Genomic DNA, 18,546 nt, shown 5'->3' on the forward strand with positions numbered 1-18,546 from the left:
CGTGGGGCGTCTCTTTTCCGATTCCGGCACAATGCCGTCAGCACCCTCTCGGGCCGCAGCATCCGCCTCTCCTGTGGTGTTTCCGACCGTGATGGCCGTAATCGCAACAATGCCCGTCGTGGTCGCAATCGCGGCACTCACGGCATGCCTCGTTCGCCTTGCAGCCGCGGCAGTCGGAACAGTCCGTGTTGCAGGTGCACTTTTCACAGTCGCACTCCTCGCAGCAGCACTCCACTTTCGCTTTGCCATCCTCTCCTTTCTCTCCGTCCTGAGCCATGAAGGCAGTAAGGGAGAGCGCTCCGACAAGGAACAGGCATCCAAAAATGAACTTTTTCATAACACGTATTCGAAATAAGTGAAACATCTATATTCTCCAAACGTCCGGCTCACCGCCGATATTGCATCCCCTTCAATCTCCCTGCCGCATCCCGTGCAAACATAGCAAAATTCCGCCGGATTCCAAAAATCCGCCCTTCCGCCCGCCGTTTTTCCGCCTGCCGACACGGAAACGGGAAAAAGCGCCCGATTTTTGATATTCACCGAAACGGCCGTGTCAGAAGTATAATAAAACACATTGCCGATTCGTTGATAAGTAACCCTTTGAGTTTCGTCGAAAACTATTAATTTTGCGGAGAATATAGGTTATCAAGATGCGTTTACTGAAAAAAGTTTTCATGATCGTCCCCATGCTGCTTCTGGCGGCATTCGGCGCTTTCGCCCAGAAAGTGACCTTCGAGGTGAACGCCCCCTCGGTGGTGAGCGCCGACGAAGTGTTCCGGCTCGAATTTTCACTCAACGCCAAGCCCGACGGCTTCACGCCCCCGGCCATCACCGGGTTCGACGTTCTGGCCGGCCCGACCACTTCGCAGGGACAGTCCATTTCGATCGTCAACGGAAACATGACCCAGTCGGTGAATTTCACCTATACTTATGTACTCCAGGCCCACGCCCCGGGCAAATACACCATCCCCTCGGCCGAGGTGACGGTGGACGGCAAGAGCTACACGACCCATCCCTACCCGATCGAAGTGGTCAACGAGGGCAACTCCGCCCCGCAGGGAGGAACCGACGGCGACCGGAACCGTCCGGCGGCCCAGCCTTCGGGCAAACTCGCGGCGGACGACATGGTACTGCGTGTGACGGCCGACCGCCGGAGCGTCTACAAGGGGCAGCCCATTCTGGTGACTGCCAAGCTCTACACCCGCGTCATGGCCAGCCTGGAGAGTTTCAAAACCCCCGCTTTCAACGGCTTCTGGTCGCAGGAGCTGAATGTGGAAAACCAGCGTCCCCGGCGAGAGACGCTCAACGGCAAGGTCTACGACGCCATCGTCCTGCGCCAGTTCCTGCTCTATCCCCAACAGGCAGGCACGCTCCACATCGAGCAGTTCGACATGACGCTGATCGCCCAGATCGTCACCCAGTCGCGCCGGCAATCCATTTTCGACGACTTCTTCAACGGCGGCCCGGAAGTGCAGGAGATACGCAAAAAACTGACGGCTACTCCCATACGCATCGAAGTCAAGGAATTTCCCTCGGGAGCCCCGGCCAGTTTCAACGGTGCGGTAGGTAAATTCACTATGGAATCCCAACTGCCCTCCGGCTCCATCACGGCCAATTCGGCAGCCAACTACACTGTCAAAATCTCGGGTACGGGCAATCTTCCGCTGATCCAGGCGCCGAAACTCAATCTGCCCAACTCGTTCGAACAATACAACATCAAGACCACCGAGAGCCTCAATTCGACTACGGCGGGCATTTCGGGATACCGTCAGTTCGAATATCCTTTCATCGCCCGCGCCGAAGGGACCTATCCCGTGGAACCGATCGAATTCTCCTACTTCAACCCCGATCTGGCCCGGTACGTCACCCTCAACAGCAAAACGGCGGAAGTGATCGTCCTGCCCGATTCGACGGGCGGCAGCGTTCCCTCACGGGGTATGGTGAGCGGAATGAACAAGGAGGACATCAAGATTCTCGGACAGGACATCCGGTTCATCAAACTGGGCAAGGCTCAGCTGGTCTCGCGCGACCGCATCTTCATGGCAAGTCCGCTCTATTTCGTGCTGTTGCTGCTCATCGCGGCCGCTTTCGTATTCTCGCTCGTCTGGCTTCAGAAACGTATCCGCGAATCGCGCAATGCGGCTCTCGTGCGCGGCAAACGGGCCAATAAAGTGGCCCTCCAACGTCTGCGTGCCGCCAACGGCTACATGAAGGCCGACGACCGGCGCCGTTTCTTCGAGGAGATGCTCCGCGCCCTGTGGGGATACATGAGCGACAAGCTGAATATTCCCGTGGCCAACCTCACCAAGGAAAACGTCCGCGAAGAGTTGCTCAAACGGGGCGTTTCGGCAGAACTTTCCGCCCGTTTCATCGAAATCATCTCCGAGTGCGAATATGCCCAATACTCCCCGGCCGTGTCGGGTCAGATGAACGATATCTATCAGGGGGCCGTGGAGACCATTTCCAAATTCGAATCCGTCATAAAACGTTAACCATGAAACGACTCACCATACTCGCCGCCGCACTGTTGCTGGGTATCGTCCCTGCCCGCAGCCAGTCGCTCGACCGCCTTTGGGACGAGGCGAACACGGCCTACATCAATGCCGACTACCAGGCGGCCATCGCCACCTACGACTCGATCCTCGCCACGGGCAATGTCAGCTACAAGGTCTACTACAACCTGGGCAACGCCTATTTCAAAGAGGGGAAGATCGGCCCTTCGATCCTTAATTACAACCGGGCGCTGCGGCTGGCTCCCTCCGACGCGGACATCGACTATAACCTGCGAGTGGCCAACAGCTATGTGAAGGACAAGATCGAACATGTTCCCGAATTTTTCCTTGCGACCTGGTTCCGCTCGTTGCGCATGAGCCTCAGCAGCAATGCCTGGGCTTCGGTGAGCCTGGTATTGCTGGCCGCACTCCTGGGCTGCGTGCTGCTCTACCTGCTGTCCACGAAACTCGCGCTGCGCAAGACGGGATTCTATTCCGCTATCGTGCTGTTGCTCCTTTTCATCTTTTCGGTGGTTTCGGCCTCGATCGGACGCAGGGAGTTGACCTGTGCAGAAGAGGCGATCGTGATGAACTCGGCCGCCCCGGTCAAAAGTTCGCCCGACAACGGCAGCAAGGACCTCTTCGTGTTGCACGAAGGAACGAAGGTCAGTGTGCTGAACTCTCTGGAGGAGTGGCGCGAGATCGCCATCGCCGACGGCAACAAGGGATGGATCAGAAGCAGTGCCATCGAACTCATTCAGTAAGGAGAAAACCGGATGTCCAGACTACTCGACGACGCAGTGGGAGAGTTTTCCCGCCTGCCCGGTATCGGACGGCGCACCGCCCTGCGGCTGGCCATGCACCTGTTGCGCATGGAGCCCGAAGAGGTCCGCCAGATGACCGCGGCCATTTCAGCATTCCGCGAGCAGATCAAATACTGCCGCTGCTGCAACAACCTGTCGGACACGGAACTCTGCCCCGTATGCAGCGACCCGAACCGGGACCGCTCCACGGTATGCGTGGTTGAACAGGTTGGCGACGTGCTTTCGATCGAGAACACCCGCCAGTACAACGGACTCTACCACGTGCTGGGCGGCGTCATCTCCCCCATGCAGGGCATCGGCCCTTCCGACCTGAAAATCGACCTGTTGCTGGACCGTATCGCCAAAGGAGAGGTAAAGGAAGTGATCCTGGCCATCAGCACCACGGTCGAAGGAGAAACCACCCTTTTCTACCTCACCCGGCGTCTGGCCCGGTTTCCCGGCCTGAAGGTGACGTCCATCGCCCGGGGCATCGGTTTCGGCGACGAGATCGAATACGCGGACGAACTGACCATCGCCCACGCCATCCACCACCGGGTGCGGATCGGAGACACCGCACTGGAAGAATAGCGAAATAAAAAGCCGGAGGCCCGCCCCCGTTCCCGAGGTTACAGCCACCTTCGACAGCTTATACAGGCGATATTTTCGGATTTTCCGGCACCGCTCCAAGACGATCATGTCCCATGAAAGGCCCCCTCTCCGCAAGGGTTATTCATTCCGCCTGCCGCCCGACAGTTTCCACCGACAAAAAAAGCGGGCAAATCCGTCTCCGGATGCCCGCCTTTCCGCATTTTACTCGCGAAACTATTTTTTCGCCTCGAAAACGGCCTTCATCTCTCCGTTGCTGAAAAGGATCAGCAGCGGACCGTCCATCTGGTAACTGTCCACGGAGCCCAGCATCTGCATGAAACTGTTCTCCTGCGCCTGATCGGGACACATCATTCGGGTGGAAGCCACCTGCGAAATCTTCATCACGCCGTCGTTGTCCGCCGTATAGGAACCCATCAGACGGTTGCAGTCGCCCACCCCGCCCAGACGGTTATCCTTGCCGAACACCACGGTGTATCCATCCTGGGCGTCGAACGTACGGCCATTGAACTGCACCATCTTCCATTCGGTCTCCTGAAGCGGCTTTCCGTACTTTTTCTGATATTTTTTGCAGGGACAGCACCCCGCGGCCACGAATGTCACGAGAGCGGCAGCCATTGTGATCTTCACGATATTCATCTTCCTATCCTCCTCTTTATTTCGTTTCCTCTTTCGTCTGCGGATCGAACAGCAGGGTCATGCCGTTTTCCGTGTCGTTCAGGCTCAGCTTACCGTCCAGCACCGTATAGCTGGTTACCTGTTCGAGCAGGGCCATGAACCGGTCCTCGAACTCGATGTCCGGACACATAGCCATCATACGCCCCTTGGGTTCGATGATGATTTCGCTCTGCCCGATCGTACTGAACGTACCGAAAAAGCCGTTGCACCCGGCAAAGCCGCTCACCGTACTGCTGTCGCTGAAAACTACCGTCACCGGACGCTCCGGCAGGATCGTATAGCTGCTGTCGGCAGCTATGATCTCCTTGAGCTGCCAGCCGTTGGCGACCAGCGCATCGTAATCGGCCTTACCCTGGCCTCCGCACCCGACGGCCAGCATACCCGTCAGGGCCACCGCCGCACACAAAAGATTCGAACGTTTCATCTCTGTCAAAATTTTCACAAAAATAGTCAATTAAACGGAATTGTTTATCTTTGCCCGTAAACAATTCCAATACATTTCCGTATGAAAAAGATCATTCATTCAAATAACGCACCAAAAGCGGTCGGCCCCTATTCTCAGGCCGTGGAAGCCGGCGGTACGCTGTACGTTTCGGGGCAACTTCCGGTCGTCCCGGCCGACGGCTCCGTCCCGGCCACCATCGAGGAACAGACTGCCCGGAGCCTCGAAAACATCCGTGCGATCCTCACCGAAGCCGGCTATGCCCTTCCGGACGTGGTGAAAACCACCGTCCTGCTGGCCGACATGGACGATTTCGCGGCCATGAACGGTGTTTACGCCACCTTTTTCACAGAGCGGATGCCGGCCCGTGTCTGCTATCAGGTGGCCCGGCTGCCGCTGGGAGTCAAGGTCGAAATCGACGTGATCGCCGTCAAAGGATAATTTCCGGCAGCCCCAAGGATACAACTCCCTTCCGGCGGACCTGCATCCACCGAAAGATAAGTGTGTGTCTGTCGGAGGGGAAAAGACAAACAGACCGATACGAATTCCGCAAAAAAAGAAAAAACCGCGAAATATTCCGCGGTTTTTTCACATTATTCTCGGAACGGATTACTCTTCGGCAACCACTTCGAATTTCACGGTAGCCTTCACCTCCTTGTGAAGTTTCACCTCGGCCTCGTAGGCACCCAACTGCTTCACGGTTTCCACGGCAATCGTCTTGCGATCCACGTCGATTCCTTTGGAGGCCAGCGCTTCGGCGATGTTGGCGGCAGTCACCGAACCGAAAATCTTGCCCTCCTCGGCCTTCACGGCGATACGCAGAGCGGTCCCGGCGATCTTGGCTGCCAGAGCCTCGGCATCGGCCTTGATCTTGGCATCCTTGTGGGCGCGCTGTTTCAGGTTCTCGGCCAGCACCTTCTTGGCAGAAGCGGTAGCGGCCTTGGCATATCCCTGGGGAATGAGGTAGTTATTGGCGTAGCCGGGGCGTACTTCCACGATATCGTTGGCGTAACCCAGCTTATCTACGTCTTTGATCAGAATTACTTCCATTGTGTTGTTCCTCCCTGTTAAATTATTTCATCAAGTCCGTTACGAAAGGCAGAATGGCAAGGTGACGGGCACGCTTCACGGCCGTCGAAACCTTCTTCTGGAACTTCTGCGAGGTACCGGTCAGACGGCGGGGAAGCAGTTTTCCCTGCTCGTTGAGGAACTTCTTCAAAAACTCCGCATCCTTGTAGTCCACGTATTTAATACCGGACTTTTTGAAACGGCAATATTTCTTCTTCTTCACCTCTACGGTGACGGGATTCAGGTATCGGATTTCCGACTGATTGTTGTTGGCTGCCATCTTTTACTCCTCCTGTGCTTTAGCGTTGTTCTTGTTTCTGCGTTTGGCCGCATACTCGACGGCGTACTTGTCCTGCTTGAAGGTCAGGAAACGGATCACGCGCTCGTCCCGGCGGTACTGGGTTTCCAGCGCCTCGACGATGTTGCCCTCGCCCGTGAACTCGATGAAGAAGTAAAAACCGGTGGTCTTTTTCTGGATCGGATAGGCAAGCTTGCGCAGGCCCCAGTCCTCCTCGTTTACAATCTGACCGCCGTTTTCGGTGATGACACCGCGGAATTTGCCGAACAGCTCCTGTACCTGTACGTCGGACAGTACGGGCGTGGCAATGAAAACGGTTTCGTAATTGTTCATACTGTTTTTAATATTTGGTTTTGTAAAAGTGAGCACAAAAGTAACGATTATTTCCGGGATTGCAAAAATAATCAGCGTTTTGTGACCGCCTACGGCATTTTTTCCGCCCGCGGCCTATTTCAGCGCGTCGATCTCGGTGCAAAGACGGCCGAAAATCTCCTCGATCGTTCCCACGCCGTCGATGGCCGCATACTTGCCCTGTTTGGCGTAATAGTCCGCCACGACGGCCGTCTGGGCCTTATAGACGTCGATACGGTTCTTGATGACCTCCGCATTGGCGTCATCGGCCCGGCCGCTCTCCTTTCCGCGCAGCAACAGGCGCGAGATGAGCACCTCGTCGGGCACGTCGAGAAAAAGCATGAGGTCGACCGAAAGGCCGTGCCGGCCCATGATCTTGTCGAACTCCTCGGCCTGCACCGTCGTGCGGGGGAAACCGTCGTAGATGTTACCGGCACACTCACGATGCGCCTGCACGTAATCGGCGATCATGTCGATCACCAACCCGTCGGGGGCCAGTTCGCCCCGCGCAATATACTCCTCCACGCTCTTACCCAGCGCGGAACCGTTTCTGATCTCTTCCCGGATCACCTCTCCCGTGGAGATGTGGTTCAGACCGTAACGTTCCTTCAGCAGATCGGCCTGCGTCCCCTTGCCTGCCCCCGGAGGGCCGAACAATACGATGTTCAACATGGCTTTCGTTATTTTTAAATAAATTTAAAATCAACTGTTATCCGGGCGACAAAATTAGGTATTTTTTTTGCCAAACCAAAAGATAACGTACCTTTGTGATAAATTAAACGGATAAGCGGAAGATGTTCGAAATTTCCTCCGCTTTCCCTCGCAAACCGGCCGGAAACCCGATCCGGCAGTACGAATCGAAAAACGACCGAAAATGGGAAACGAAAATAAGGAGAGGAAAGAGACAAGAACGGAGATCGCCCGGCTGGGCGAATTCGGACTGATACGCGAACTGACGGCCCCCTTCACCGTCCGGAATTCCGGCACGGTAATGGGACCGGGCGACGATGCGGCGGTGCTGCTCCCCTGCCCCGCCTGCCCGGAATATACGCTGCTGACCACCGACCTGCTGCTGGAAGGCATCCATTTCGACCTGACCTATTTTCCGCTCAAACACCTGGGGTACAAAACCGTCGTGATAGGCTGCAGCGACATTTACGCCATGAACGGCACGCCACGGCAGATGACCCTTTCGCTGGGCGTATCGGCCAAATTCTCGGTCGAACAGCTGCAAGAGCTCTACGAAGGGGTTCGGGCAGCCTGTGACGATTACGGCATCGACCTGGCGGGAGGCGACACGAGTTCCTCGCTCACGGGGCTGACCCTCGGCATCACGGTCATAGGCAGCGTGGCCAGGGAGAAGATCGTCTACCGAAACGGGGCGAAACTCAACGATCTGATCTGCATCACGGGCGACCTGGGAGCGGCCTATATGGGTCTCCACCTGCTGGAACGCGAAAAACGGGCGCTCGCAGGAGTAAAAGACCCCCAACCCCGGTTTTCCGGTTACGAATACCTGTTGCGCCGCCAGCTCAAACCCTCGGCCCGCAGGGAAGTGATCGAGGAGCTGGATGCCGCGGGCATCGTTCCCACGTCCATGATCGACCTGTCGGACGGTCTGGCATCCGACCTGCTCCACATCTGCAAACAGTCCCGCTGCGGAGCCCGCATCTACCTCGACCGGTTGCCCATCGCCCGGGAGACCTACCGGCTGGCCGAAGAACTGCACGCCGATCCGGTGGTGGCGGCTCTCAACGGGGGGGACGACCACGAACTGCTCTTCACTGTCCCCCTTTCCCTCCAAGAACAGGTGATGCGGCTGGGCGGTATCGACGTCATCGGGCACATCACCGCCGAAGAGACGGGCGTAGCCCTCACCACCCCCGACGGCAGCGACATCCCCGTCACGGCCCAGGGCCATACCGGTGTTCCAAAAGACGAATAAAGCCTTCCATCCTCCACAAAAGACGGCACAACCTGCAGATACCTTTCATATACCTCCCAATGGTGGTTCCGTTCCCGCAGAGGTGCGGAAGAATATCTTCGTACCGACGGCAACGGACCAAACCGTTCAGAAAATGATTCGGCAAGCCGTAAAAACAGATCATCCCCGCCGCACAATGCGGCAGGGATGATCTGTTTTTTCCGGAATCGTGATCCGACAAGTATCCGTCCGTCGGGTCAGGGAGCGGAGACCACTTCAACGTCCTCCGCCGAATTGAGCACCAGCTGTGTGGTCGAGTTATACTTGGTCAGCACGGCCGTCACGTTGACGATCGACCCCTTCGCAGGTACTTTCGAATCGGCGAAACGGGCATAGCCGCTGGTACGGATCACCACCGTACCCGAGCCGCCCGAAAACTGGAGACGCTGTTCCCCGTAAGCGGCTTCGTTCTCGTCGGTGGCGGTATCGTCCGACACAGCCCACGTATCGAGCGTCCCCCCCTGGAAGGTCATGTTTTCGAGACGTACCAACGTGCCGTAGAGATCGGGCGTGATCTGTGACATCGCTGTAATGACCTTCGGAGTCACAGGCTCGCCCCGCTTACCGCGGAAGACGGTCTGGTCGATCCAATACTGCACGTCGATCCACGTATTCTGGTAGTTGCTGGCCTGATCCGCCTCCGAAGGAGGAGCCCCCAGCGACACCATACCGCCGTAGGCCCCCAGACAGAGCCCTTTGGCTTTCACATAAACCGTCATTCCTTCGGGATAATAGTTGTACAGTCCCGTTTTTCCGATTTTGATCTCCATGCCCGACGTCTCGTCTTCCATGTAGAACGAACGGTAGAAATTACCGTTACGGTCGGTACTGATTACCCGGCCGGCAATCACGATGTCGTCCGCGATCTCCAGCGAACTGCTCGTATAGAGCGATTTTAACTGGGCAATGGTCATCGTGGGCGTCATCTCCACCGGTTGGAAACGGGCCGGATCGTCGTACTCCCGTTCGCATCCTCCCAGCAGACCGCCCAGCAGGCATCCGACCAGTCCGCCTGCCAGCAACCGTATATTCTTGAAATTTTTCATCTTATGCCAGTTTTTATGTGATTAGAAACGGAAATAAAGATTCAGGTAGTAGGTCGTACCGAACAGGTAGAAATACTTGGACGGGAACGGCGAATAGTGGTCCACCTCGCCCGTGGCCGGGTCCTCCACCTTCTTCAGACGCATCTGCTCGTAACCGCCGGTCTTGATATTCTGGCGGTTGAGCAGATTCTTCACCTCCAGGCTGAACCCGAGGTTGTATTTACGGTGGATGTACCACGATTTGCCGATATTGGCGTTGAGCAGGAAAGCGCTGGGGAACATCTCCTGATGGGCCATCGCCTGGCTCTGTTCGTTGGTAAGGCCCACGTGGGCGTAGTCGGTGCGGTACAGCGGGTTCATGTCGATGTAGAGGGCATCGTACCACCCCACATCCACACCGAGGAAAAGATTACGGCGCGAACGGTAGTCCAGCCCGGCACTCAGAGCCGTCTGCGGGGTACCGCCCACCTTGTAGTTCTTCCAGTACACCCGCTCGTTCTCCAGGATCACCCGGTTGCTGTTGTCCACCGTCTGGGTCACATACGGATTGGAGGTGTACTTATAATATCCGTAACTGAACGCTCCTTTCAGCGACAGGCCGCCCACCAGAGGAGCCTGCATGCCCACCTCCAGGCCGGCATGCATCTCGTCGATACCCCGCATGGCGAAGTTGGTGTACGAACGGTTCAGGTCGTCGTAGAAGCTGATCAGTTTGTTCTGGTCCTTGATCGTGGTGTAGTAACCGCTCACCCGCATCCGGAATCCGCCCAGGCGCAGCATGTAGTTCAGGTCTACACCGAACGTCTTCTCGGTGGTCAGACCCGGCGCCACACTATTGCGGGTACGGGGCGAAACGAAGGCGTCCTGGAAATAGGGAGCCCGGTGCATGTAGGCGACATTCGCCCACAGGGTATGGCTGCCCGAAATCTTGCCCGTCACACCGGCCTTGGCCGTGTAGGTCCAGAAGTTCTGACGCTCGGAGTTGCCGTAGGAGTCGTTCGGGAAAAGTCCCTTCTTGTAGAGGCCCTCACGGTAAAAGCTGGTGAAACCGCCCTCAGCAGCCACGTAGGCCTCGATATGATTCAGGGCCAGCTCGTAGGTCGCCCAAAGTTTACCACTCTGCAAATGGGCCAGATAATTGTACCCGTACTTGTCGCCTTCGGTCACCAGCCGGTTCGGGGTGAGCAGGTTGTTCTGGATCGCATTGCTGTTGGTCGGGAAATCGCGTTCGGCAAACTGGTCCACGTCGAGCCAATAGTCGCCGCCGAGCAGGTCTTTCAGCTTTTTGAAATAGGCCGTCTTGTTCCAGCGGTATTCCAGCCCGGCATTGAAAGTCGAGTTGTTGTGTACGATCGAGGTGATCTGCACCTTGGCATTGAGGTCCTGCTGGTCGGTACGACGCTCCTCGATCACGTACTTCGAACGGGTGTAACGCTTGGTGATCCCCTCGATACCGCCCGTGAAATCCATATCGAAATAGTTGCCGTAGTTGACGTTATAGAGGGCATCCCAGTTGATCTGCCGGATATTCCAGTCGTTGTGCCAGCCCTCGGTCACCCAGGCCGCCTTCAGCGGATCGTCTTCGAAATAGCTGGGCAGATTGCGGTAATAGTCGGGCCGGGGGTCCTGCGTGTCGTACCAGTCGAGGGCCGAGTAGCCGTTCTTGCCGAAACGGTAGGAAACGGCGGCCTGCAGTTTGAATTTGGTGCTGGGCTCGAAATAGTAGTTGAGCATGACGATCGGCTCGTGGCTGTTCCGCACGCGGGCATTGCGCATGTCGCTCTTGCTGCGGCCGCCCTGGTATCCCCAGTTGGGATTATAGTAGTTGCTGCCGACCAGGTCATAGACCTCCTGCGTCGAAGCGGCCTGCACACCCCGGATGGTAGGGGCGCCGAGCACGGTCAGGGCCAGCGTATTGCAATAGTCGAACTGCTTCTCCACCGAAGCGAAATAGGCCCAGGAATTATAGTACACGCCGTTCACCCAGTCGTTTCCTCCCTGACGGGTCGAAGCGGAAAAGGCATAGGCCCAACCGTTGTCCTTCATTCCGGAAGCATAGGTGGCCATCACACGGAAACGGTACTGGCCGCTGGCATTGACCACACTTCCCCGGAAGCCCTTGCGTATCTGCGAAGCCCGGGCATTGATATTGGTCACGCCGTTGATCGCGCCCACGCCGTAATCCGAAATACCCATGGCTCCGGTCACCTCCTGGTTCCGGGTGGCATCGTTCAGCCCGCTCCACAGCGACCAGGGGGTGTATCCGGTCATAGCGTCGTTGAAATAGACCCCGTTCAGATAGACCCCTGCCGTACCGGTCTCGTATCCCCGGTTACGGAAACGCATCGTACTGAATTTGTATCCGGCGATATTGTCGTAGACGTCTTTCGAGGCGGAAAGCGTCACGGGCATGGCCTGCGCATCGTTGGCCGACTCCATGTCGAACTCCGCGAAATCGGAGTCGTCCAGTCCGCCGATTGCGACGTCGGACACAAGGGATATGAAATTCAGATCCTTCATCTGCTGCTCCACATTCACGGTCAGTTCGACGGCCTGGAAGTCCAGGGCATCCACCAGCACCTTGTAGGCACCGGGCACCAGATTGCGGAACTCGAACACTCCTTCGGAGTCGGTATAGACCACCTTGCTCTGAGGACCGCTCAGCGACACCTTCGCGTCGTCGATAGCCATCCGGCCCGTCCGGGTCACCACCCGGCCTTTGATGCCACCCTCCTGGGCCAGCACCGGCACCGAGATCAGGGCTGCAAGAGCGAATAGTAAGATTTTTATTTTCATAATGCAATCATTATTTGGCTATGTAAAGAAATACCGGAAAGTGGTCGCTGTACCCACCCTGGAAATTATTCCCGACGAACGTGCGCAACGGATAGTTCTTGTACTGGCCGCTCTGCTGACGCAGGAACGGACGGTCGTAGATGTTTCCATAGAAGCGGTTGGTGTCGGGTTTGTAAAGCTTCAGCTTGCCTGAGCCTCCGGTCACCAGATTTCCGTTGACGATCATGTTGTCGAACAGATTCATGGCATCCTGGTAGGCCAGCGTTCCGAACCCTTTGCGGTGCATTTCGTTGAACGGATTGAACAGGTCGGCGGCCCCTTTCGCCTCGGACATCTTTGCCCGGGCACCGAGCGTCACCGCGATACTCCGGTCCGTAGGATCGTCGTTCAGGTCGCCCATGATGACGATCTTGGCGTCGGGACGGGCGGCAACCACCGAATCGACCGCATGACGCACGACCCCGGCTGCCAGCTCCCGCAGATATTCCGACTGCTGCTGTCCGCCCAGCCGCGAAGGCCAGTGATTCACGAAGAAGTAGAAGGGTTCGTCCTCGATCGTTCCCCACACCATCAGCACGTCGCGGGTTTTCCAGTCGGGATTGTCCACCAGCTTCACGGGCAGCGCGGCGCTCCCCTCCAACCGGAACTGCGAAGGACGGTAGAGCAGGGCCACGTCTACCCCCCGTTTGTCGGGCGAATCGTAATGGACGATCTGATAGTTGGCCTTCTGCAGTTTCGGAAGCGCCACGATGTCTTCCAGCACGTTGCGGTTCTCAATCTCCGAAACCCCGATAACGGCGGGATAGGCCCTCGTATCGGCCGAAAGTTTGTAGAAGACCTCCTCGATATTGGACATCTTCTTCCCGTATTTCTGGCTGTTCCAGTTCTTGGCCCCCTCGGGCGTGAACTCCTCGTCGTTCACACCGGGGCTTTTGATCGTATCGAACAGGTTCTCCAGATTGTAGAACGCCACGGTGTAGCGTTTGCCCGGATTCTGGGCTCCGGCGCACAGGACCAGTCCCAGCACCATCACCCCTATGATATGCAAACTTTTTCTCATTGTTCAGACTCTTTAAGATTCGTCGCTAATACCCCCACTCCTGAGGACTGTACTGATCTTCCACACTTTCCTGAATATCGGACGGCAGATTGACGAAAAAGTCGAACCCTGTCCGTCTCTCGATTTCGTTCACGGTCTCGGTTTCGCTGACGGCCGGGGTCGAAGCGTAACCGCTTCGGTTCTCATACCACATGCCGATCGACTTGTAGCCGCCCGAACGCTGCTGCAACAGCACCTTGAAATAGTAGTTGGGAATGGCTATGCTATTTCCATCCTTGTCCTTGGCATATTTCACGGTTTCGTTACCTCCCACAATCTTCAGCACGGCGCCGGTCACCACGTAGAGCGTGTCGCCCTTCGACATCTGCCCGCGGACCTGCTCTTCCAGCCTGCCCCAAACGCTCTGGTTGAACGACACGCCCATCTGGGGCGTCATGTTCGTATAGTAGAACGTCTGTTTGTTGGCCTCGTAATTGGTGAGCCGGTCGGCCGAGGGAATCTGATGGCCCCGGTCGTATCCCGAAGTCCTGTAATCGCTCGACAGGTTGGGCTGTACGCTCGACTTGAAACTCGGATCGTAGCCCCACGCATCCGTCCGCTTGATACCCGAGGTGTAGAACGGTACCAGCGGATAGGCCACCCAGTAGGAGATCTTCTCCTTGCTTGTCGTAATAGAGCGTGTAGTTCCGTATCTGACGCCCCTGATAGGTGAAGAAATGGGAGGCAGCCGTACAGTTGGCCTTGTTCTCGATCTTGGGCAGTTCCAGCCAGCGGGCCCTGACCGGATCGGGGGCAGGATCGGGCTCGGGATCGGTTCCTCCCGGAGAATACCCCTTCTGCGTCAGCGTGGCACGCACGGTCCGCTCTCCTTCGGTGAGAACCACGACCACCGTGCGGTCGGTCTCCTCCCCGTTGGCGGTGTAGGTCAGCACCACGTCGTTTCTGCTTCCAGACCCCGTTTCGGGAGTGGCGATACACCAGTTCTTGTAATCGCCCGGATACTCGAACGAAATCGACCACTGACCGGACGCCTCGACCGTCACGAACTGCGACACGCTCGAAGCCTTCACCTCGGTATAATCCAGTTTGATACTCAGCGGACCGTCATTTTCCCCGCCGTCGTCCTTGTCGCTGCAGCCGACCATCGTAAAAGAGGTCGTCAGCACGACCGCCGCCAGCATATACCGAATGTGATTCCTTATCGTTGACATTGACTTATTCTATAAAATGTGAGGAGAAAACCCGGCAGGGACAGGCAGCCCCTGCCGGGAAAAATCAAGTAATTATTTGGAATAGTTTGTCCACTGAACATCAGCAATACAAACCTGTCCAGACGAATTTCCAACCTGAGCAAACTCTATTTTAACATTTCCCACTTTATTCACGTCTATTGTTACAGTTTTAGAGTCATTAGCTGCCGATGTATCATTATAGGTACCGACAACCGCACCATCCACTGAAATCGTGAAGTTTACTTTCGTACTAAATGCCTGCATATATGTAAATTTCAACTTTCCAATTCCATTAGGAATCGTTGCAGACAAAGTAGAAGAGGGGGTACGTCCTTTCCCTAACATAGCACCAGTAGCATCTCCGACTTTTGTATCCGTTCGTCCCTGCACTAAAGACCAGCTAATCCCAGTAGATCCCGTGATTGTCTTATGCTATATGATCCCGACGATGTCGCTGCACTATTAAACGATTCTTCGATCCATGTATTTCCCGCAACTTCAAACGTCTTCGAACAGGTTATGGCCTCAGTTGAAATGCCGGCCACGGAGAAGTTCACTTCACCCGCCGCGGGAGTGCCCGTCACGGGAATCCGGATCGTGCCTGCACCGGCCGTCACGCTCGCAACGTTATAGTTGATCGTGGCCGGAATCGTACCCATACCGGCACCGGTCACCGTCACCACCACATTGGGATAGGTCTCGCTGCCCGAGGCTCGCGTATAGGGAATTTCGATATAGGCTCCTTCGAGCGCCTCGTTCGCAACTCCCTTGGTGGCGGTAAACTCGGCTGTTCCGAAGGCGATCTCCACCGGAGCGCCGAACCGCTCCTGATTCATACCGGAAAGATCGGCCATCGTGCGGGGCTGGAGCTGCATGGTCCCCTTGTAATTGCCCACGATACCTTCCGCCGTTCCCATCTTCTGCGGAACGAGATCGTCGGCGAAAGCAGCCGAGGATTTGGTGTACATGACGAAACGCTTGCCGCTTTCCGTCTCCATATTGATACTACCGGCCCCCATCTTCTTCGAAAGATCGTCCACCACGACCTGGGCATCGGCAATCGCCACGAACATGGATTCGTAATCGGCCATCTGGTCCACCGTAATGGTTACCGGAGTCACCGTCCCCGTTTCCGTCAGTTTCTCGACATTGGCGCCGGGAACCTTCAACTGGATCAGATCATTGTATATATTATAAGTCACGCCGGTCATCTTGATGTTCAGCATGTCGCCCGGCACATAGGTGTGCGTAGCACCCTGCTCGGCCAGATTGATCATGATACCGCTGTTCGCCTCCGTGCCGTCTTCCACCACGAACTGATAGCTCATCAAATTCTTGCCGCTGGCTTCCGACACGACCATCGCCTTGATATAGCCCGAAGCGACCGCCTCCCCGTTCTGGGCAGCAGCACGGATCGCGGATATTTTCAGCAGGGAGAGCGCCCCGGTCGTGGTGAAGGTCTCCTCACTGCCGTAATAGGTGTCCGATCCGATCTTCACGTATGCCTTGTAGTCATAAGTGGTCCCGCTGGTCAGACCCGTCAGGGCCACGGTAAAGGAAGAGGCCACCGCAGCCGCATCCACTTCGGTGAAGTCGGCGTCGCTGGCTTTCTTGTAGGCCACGCCGACCTTGTCGACCGTCCGGCTGCCCGTGTAGGTGTAGCTTCCGCCCACGGTGGCCGTATTGTCGCCCAGCTCCGTGGCCGGCGTCACGGTCGTCACCTTCGGTGCGGGATCTATATTGACGTTGTCGGTCGTACGCAGGGTGATGTCGTCGATGCTGATGGCCGAATTGACATGGGACGTGAATTTCAGCCAGAGATTCTGCGCGGCGGCAGGCGTCGTAAAGGATACCGACGCGAGCTGCCACTTGCCCTGAATGCCCGAATAGGGAACGGTCAGCTGCGTGTAGGAATCGTCGGTCCCGGTCGTGCTGTAAAATACCTGCAAATCGGCCGCCGTCACCACGTTGTCCGAAGCGGAAGCCCCGTAGACGTATTTGTTGCAGCCGAACGTCAGGCTGAAGTGGGTGGCTCCGCCGGCATTGATGCCGTTCACGAAGAACGAGTTGGGCTGGTTGCTGCCGAAATAGACATAGTTAACGCCCGAAGCTCCGTCGTAATCCTTCGATGCACCGCCAGAAGAAGTGCGCACAGTCACCTTGTCAGCGGCAACACCCGTATAAGTAACTCCGTTGGCCCCGAGACCCTCTTTCAGCCAACCGGCATAGCTGTCTACCGACGGTTTGCTTGAAACATCCTCCGTTCCCATCGACTCCTTGAGCAGCACGGTTCCGGCGGCATCCGAAGTGAAACTCTTCACCTCGCCGTAGTAGGTCTGTCCGTCCACGACGGCATAAGCCCTGTAATCATAGGAAGTGGTCGCGCTCAGGCCGGAAACGGCGGCCGTAAAGGCCACGGAACCCACGCCCTGCACTCTCTGGTAGGCATCGTCGCCCTCGTCCGATTTCTTCCATTCGAAACCGAGTTCGGTAGCGGCGGTTCCGAAATTATAGGTACCGTTCAGAGTGGCCGTCGTCGAAGTCACATCCGAGGCCTGACCGGTTATCACCTGCGGCTCGGTGGGCTCTTCGGCCTCGCGGGCCACGATCGTCACGTCGTCGATGCGGAGCTGTCCGCTCGAAAGGGCGCCTTTGAAGCGCAGGTCGAGGTTGGTCGCACCGACCGGCATCACCACGGAACCCGAACTGAAATACCAGCGGTCGTTCTCCGTCGTGGCCGACGTATAGGTCACGGGCAGCCAGGTCGATCCGCCGTCGGCGCTCGCCTCCACGGTGATGTATTCGGGCTTGAAGACATTGTCCGAACTTCCGTCATAGTAGGCACAGCCGAAGGTGATGTCCATCTGGTTGCCGCCGCTCACGGACACGTTGCTGATCTGGAAATACTTGTCCCATCCGAGGTAGGCGTTCGTACCTCCCGACGCGTCCGTATAGCCCGAGGAGACGGAATTGCCCCGCAGCGTACAGTCGCCCGAGAAGCTGGTGGCGTCGGTCACGCCCTCGCCCGAATCACCCCAGTCCGTATAGTTGGAAGGGGTGGCCCAGCCGCCGTCGGGCTGGGAGGAGGGAGCGGCCGTACCGAAACTCATGTAGAAAAGTTTGGTGGTCGAAATCGTACCGGTCTGGGTGATGCGCAGGGCCTCCCACACGGTGGCGGTCGAGACCTTCAGCGTAGCCTGGCGGTCGACGCCCTCCAGTGCGAGCACCGTCACGGTAAATTTCCCGTTGCCGTCCCCGTGGTCGGGCTGGGCACGCAGCCAGTCGGGCACCACGCCCTGGGCATCCTTCTCCGCGGTGACCTTCCACGGGCGGTTGCTCTCCACGGTAAACTCATAGGAACTCTGCGAGGAATCGAACGTCTTCGACGACTCGCTCAGTTTCAGGTACGGCGTGTCGTAATCGACATCCTCCGTGTTACAACCCGTAAAACTCGACGCCGCAACTATCGCCGCGGCCATCAGCAGGTTTCTCAAGTTAAACTTTCTCATAATGTTTGTCTGCTAATAAGATGTGTAATTCTTGTCGTTTTCCGGCTCCCTGCGGCCTCTCCCGGGCGTGACCGCAATAACCGGGCCCGAGTGCGTCCGAATGGAGTGTTCAAAATTATGCATTTTAATTCTAAATATAAATTAAACATACGCATTAAGACTGAGATTAACAAAAATTTAA

At 56.7% G+C, this 18,546-nt stretch carries 18 protein-coding genes and 1 pseudogene; 5 read left to right on the top strand and 14 right to left on the bottom strand.

What is annotated here, in order from left to right:
- Window positions 1-37 precede the first annotated feature (37 nt).
- Window positions 38-337, bottom strand: coding sequence for a hypothetical protein (locus INF32_RS05120; protein ID WP_226387292.1), 300 nt, complete (start codon window positions 335-337; stop codon window positions 38-40).
- A gap of 313 nt (window positions 338-650) precedes the next feature.
- Here INF32_RS05120 and INF32_RS05125 point away from each other — a divergent pair, with 313 nt between their 5' ends.
- From INF32_RS05125 to recR, 3 genes are read left to right on the top strand one after another with little or no spacing between them, the layout of a single operon-like run.
- Window positions 651-2,492: a BatD family protein gene (locus tag INF32_RS05125; protein WP_226387293.1), complete on the top strand. Its 1,842-nt coding sequence runs from the start codon at window positions 651-653 to the stop codon at window positions 2,490-2,492.
- A 2-nt stretch (window positions 2,493-2,494) separates the two neighbouring features.
- Entirely contained in the window at window positions 2,495-3,256 is a 762-nt protein-coding gene (locus INF32_RS05130) for a tetratricopeptide repeat protein (RefSeq protein WP_226387294.1), read from the top strand.
- Window positions 3,257-3,268: 12 nt separating this feature from the next.
- On the top strand, window positions 3,269-3,883 hold the full coding sequence (recR, locus tag INF32_RS05135; protein ID WP_226387295.1) for a recombination mediator RecR: 615 nt from the start codon (window positions 3,269-3,271) through the stop codon (window positions 3,881-3,883).
- A 234-nt stretch (window positions 3,884-4,117) separates the two neighbouring features.
- Here the strand turns inward: recR and INF32_RS05140 are convergent, their stop codons facing one another.
- Both INF32_RS05140 and INF32_RS05145 read right to left on the bottom strand, forming a co-directional pair.
- Window positions 4,118-4,540, bottom strand: coding sequence for an META domain-containing protein (locus INF32_RS05140; RefSeq protein ID WP_226387296.1), 423 nt, complete (start codon window positions 4,538-4,540; stop codon window positions 4,118-4,120).
- A 16-nt stretch (window positions 4,541-4,556) separates the two neighbouring features.
- Window positions 4,557-5,003: an META domain-containing protein gene (locus INF32_RS05145; protein ID WP_226387297.1), complete on the bottom strand. Its 447-nt coding sequence runs from the start codon at window positions 5,001-5,003 to the stop codon at window positions 4,557-4,559.
- Window positions 5,004-5,084: 81 nt separating this feature from the next.
- On the opposite strand from INF32_RS05145, the gene INF32_RS05150 reads away from it, so the two are divergent.
- Window positions 5,085-5,462, top strand: a complete 378-nt coding sequence (locus INF32_RS05150) for a RidA family protein (protein ID WP_226387298.1) — start codon at window positions 5,085-5,087, stop codon at window positions 5,460-5,462.
- A 168-nt stretch (window positions 5,463-5,630) separates the two neighbouring features.
- Here the strand turns inward: INF32_RS05150 and rplI are convergent, their stop codons facing one another.
- The 4 genes from rplI to INF32_RS05170 all read right to left on the bottom strand — a co-directional run bounded on the left by rplI (window position 5,631) and on the right by INF32_RS05170 (window position 7,410).
- Window positions 5,631-6,071 (bottom strand): 50S ribosomal protein L9, encoded by a 441-nt coding sequence (gene rplI, locus INF32_RS05155; protein ID WP_226387299.1) that lies wholly within the window; start codon window positions 6,069-6,071, stop codon window positions 5,631-5,633.
- A gap of 22 nt (window positions 6,072-6,093) precedes the next feature.
- Window positions 6,094-6,369 (bottom strand): 30S ribosomal protein S18, encoded by a 276-nt coding sequence (rpsR, locus tag INF32_RS05160; RefSeq protein WP_226387300.1) that lies wholly within the window; start codon window positions 6,367-6,369, stop codon window positions 6,094-6,096.
- A 3-nt stretch (window positions 6,370-6,372) separates the two neighbouring features.
- Window positions 6,373-6,720, bottom strand: a complete 348-nt coding sequence (gene rpsF / locus INF32_RS05165; protein ID WP_226387301.1) for a 30S ribosomal protein S6 — start codon at window positions 6,718-6,720, stop codon at window positions 6,373-6,375.
- A 114-nt stretch (window positions 6,721-6,834) separates the two neighbouring features.
- Complete coding sequence (locus tag INF32_RS05170) at window positions 6,835-7,410, bottom strand: adenylate kinase (RefSeq protein WP_226387302.1); 576 nt, start codon at window positions 7,408-7,410, stop codon at window positions 6,835-6,837.
- A 202-nt stretch (window positions 7,411-7,612) separates the two neighbouring features.
- Between INF32_RS05170 and thiL the strand changes: the two genes are divergently transcribed.
- Complete coding sequence (gene thiL, locus INF32_RS05175; protein ID WP_226387303.1) at window positions 7,613-8,683, top strand: thiamine-phosphate kinase; 1,071 nt, start codon at window positions 7,613-7,615, stop codon at window positions 8,681-8,683.
- A 236-nt stretch (window positions 8,684-8,919) separates the two neighbouring features.
- Here thiL and INF32_RS05180 read toward each other — a convergent pair whose 3' ends face one another.
- From INF32_RS05180 to INF32_RS05215, 7 genes and pseudogenes are all read right to left on the bottom strand, one after another.
- The gene (locus INF32_RS05180; protein ID WP_226387304.1) at window positions 8,920-9,768 is read right to left on the bottom strand and encodes a DUF5689 domain-containing protein; all 849 of its coding nucleotides are present in this window, start codon (window positions 9,766-9,768) and stop codon (window positions 8,920-8,922) included.
- Between the two features lie 21 nt (window positions 9,769-9,789).
- Window positions 9,790-12,564: a carboxypeptidase regulatory-like domain-containing protein gene (locus INF32_RS05185; RefSeq protein ID WP_226387305.1), complete on the bottom strand. Its 2,775-nt coding sequence runs from the start codon at window positions 12,562-12,564 to the stop codon at window positions 9,790-9,792.
- Between the two features lie 10 nt (window positions 12,565-12,574).
- Window positions 12,575-13,624, bottom strand: a complete 1,050-nt coding sequence (locus INF32_RS05190; protein WP_226387306.1) for an endonuclease/exonuclease/phosphatase family protein — start codon at window positions 13,622-13,624, stop codon at window positions 12,575-12,577.
- A gap of 25 nt (window positions 13,625-13,649) precedes the next feature.
- Window positions 13,650-14,453 carry a DNA/RNA non-specific endonuclease gene (locus INF32_RS05195; RefSeq protein WP_394368329.1) on the bottom strand — a complete coding sequence of 268 codons (804 nt, stop codon included), beginning with the start codon at window positions 14,451-14,453 and terminating at the stop codon, window positions 13,650-13,652.
- Window positions 14,454-14,514: 61 nt separating this feature from the next.
- A pseudogene (locus INF32_RS12125) lies at window positions 14,515-14,835 on the bottom strand (BACON domain-containing protein); the annotation flags it as partial.
- A 72-nt stretch (window positions 14,836-14,907) separates the two neighbouring features.
- Complete coding sequence (locus tag INF32_RS05210) at window positions 14,908-15,201, bottom strand: hypothetical protein (protein ID WP_226387307.1); 294 nt, start codon at window positions 15,199-15,201, stop codon at window positions 14,908-14,910.
- 44 nt (window positions 15,202-15,245) lie between these two features.
- Entirely contained in the window at window positions 15,246-18,365 is a 3,120-nt protein-coding gene (locus tag INF32_RS05215) for a DUF5689 domain-containing protein (RefSeq protein WP_226387308.1), read from the bottom strand.
- Window positions 18,366-18,546 lie beyond the last annotated feature (181 nt).

The organism is Gallalistipes aquisgranensis, assembly GCF_014982715.1.
In the GTDB taxonomy this organism is placed as follows: domain Bacteria; phylum Bacteroidota; class Bacteroidia; order Bacteroidales; family Rikenellaceae; genus Gallalistipes; species Gallalistipes aquisgranensis.

Excerpts from the sequence above, each read along its gene's own strand:
- INF32_RS05120 (WP_226387292.1), bottom strand. The coding sequence starts at position 337 with ATGAAAAAGTTCATTTTTGGATGCCTGTTCCTTGTCGGAGCGCTCTCC.
- INF32_RS05125 (WP_226387293.1), top strand. The coding sequence starts at position 651 with ATGCGTTTACTGAAAAAAGTTTTCATGATCGTCCCCATGCTGCTTCTG.
- INF32_RS05130 (WP_226387294.1), top strand. The coding sequence starts at position 2,495 with ATGAAACGACTCACCATACTCGCCGCCGCACTGTTGCTGGGTATCGTC.
- recR (WP_226387295.1), top strand. The coding sequence starts at position 3,269 with ATGTCCAGACTACTCGACGACGCAGTGGGAGAGTTTTCCCGCCTGCCC.
- INF32_RS05140 (WP_226387296.1), bottom strand. The coding sequence starts at position 4,540 with ATGAATATCGTGAAGATCACAATGGCTGCCGCTCTCGTGACATTCGTG.
- INF32_RS05145 (WP_226387297.1), bottom strand. The coding sequence starts at position 5,003 with ATGAAACGTTCGAATCTTTTGTGTGCGGCGGTGGCCCTGACGGGTATG.
- INF32_RS05150 (WP_226387298.1), top strand. The coding sequence starts at position 5,085 with ATGAAAAAGATCATTCATTCAAATAACGCACCAAAAGCGGTCGGCCCC.
- rplI (WP_226387299.1), bottom strand. The coding sequence starts at position 6,071 with ATGGAAGTAATTCTGATCAAAGACGTAGATAAGCTGGGTTACGCCAAC.
- rpsR (WP_226387300.1), bottom strand. The coding sequence starts at position 6,369 with ATGGCAGCCAACAACAATCAGTCGGAAATCCGATACCTGAATCCCGTC.
- rpsF (WP_226387301.1), bottom strand. The coding sequence starts at position 6,720 with ATGAACAATTACGAAACCGTTTTCATTGCCACGCCCGTACTGTCCGAC.
- INF32_RS05170 (WP_226387302.1), bottom strand. The coding sequence starts at position 7,410 with ATGTTGAACATCGTATTGTTCGGCCCTCCGGGGGCAGGCAAGGGGACG.
- thiL (WP_226387303.1), top strand. The coding sequence starts at position 7,613 with ATGGGAAACGAAAATAAGGAGAGGAAAGAGACAAGAACGGAGATCGCC.
- INF32_RS05180 (WP_226387304.1), bottom strand. The coding sequence starts at position 9,768 with ATGAAAAATTTCAAGAATATACGGTTGCTGGCAGGCGGACTGGTCGGA.
- INF32_RS05185 (WP_226387305.1), bottom strand. The coding sequence starts at position 12,564 with ATGAAAATAAAAATCTTACTATTCGCTCTTGCAGCCCTGATCTCGGTG.
- INF32_RS05190 (WP_226387306.1), bottom strand. The coding sequence starts at position 13,624 with ATGAGAAAAAGTTTGCATATCATAGGGGTGATGGTGCTGGGACTGGTC.
- INF32_RS05210 (WP_226387307.1), bottom strand. The coding sequence starts at position 15,201 with ATGTTAGGGAAAGGACGTACCCCCTCTTCTACTTTGTCTGCAACGATT.
- INF32_RS05215 (WP_226387308.1), bottom strand. The coding sequence starts at position 18,365 with ATGAGAAAGTTTAACTTGAGAAACCTGCTGATGGCCGCGGCGATAGTT.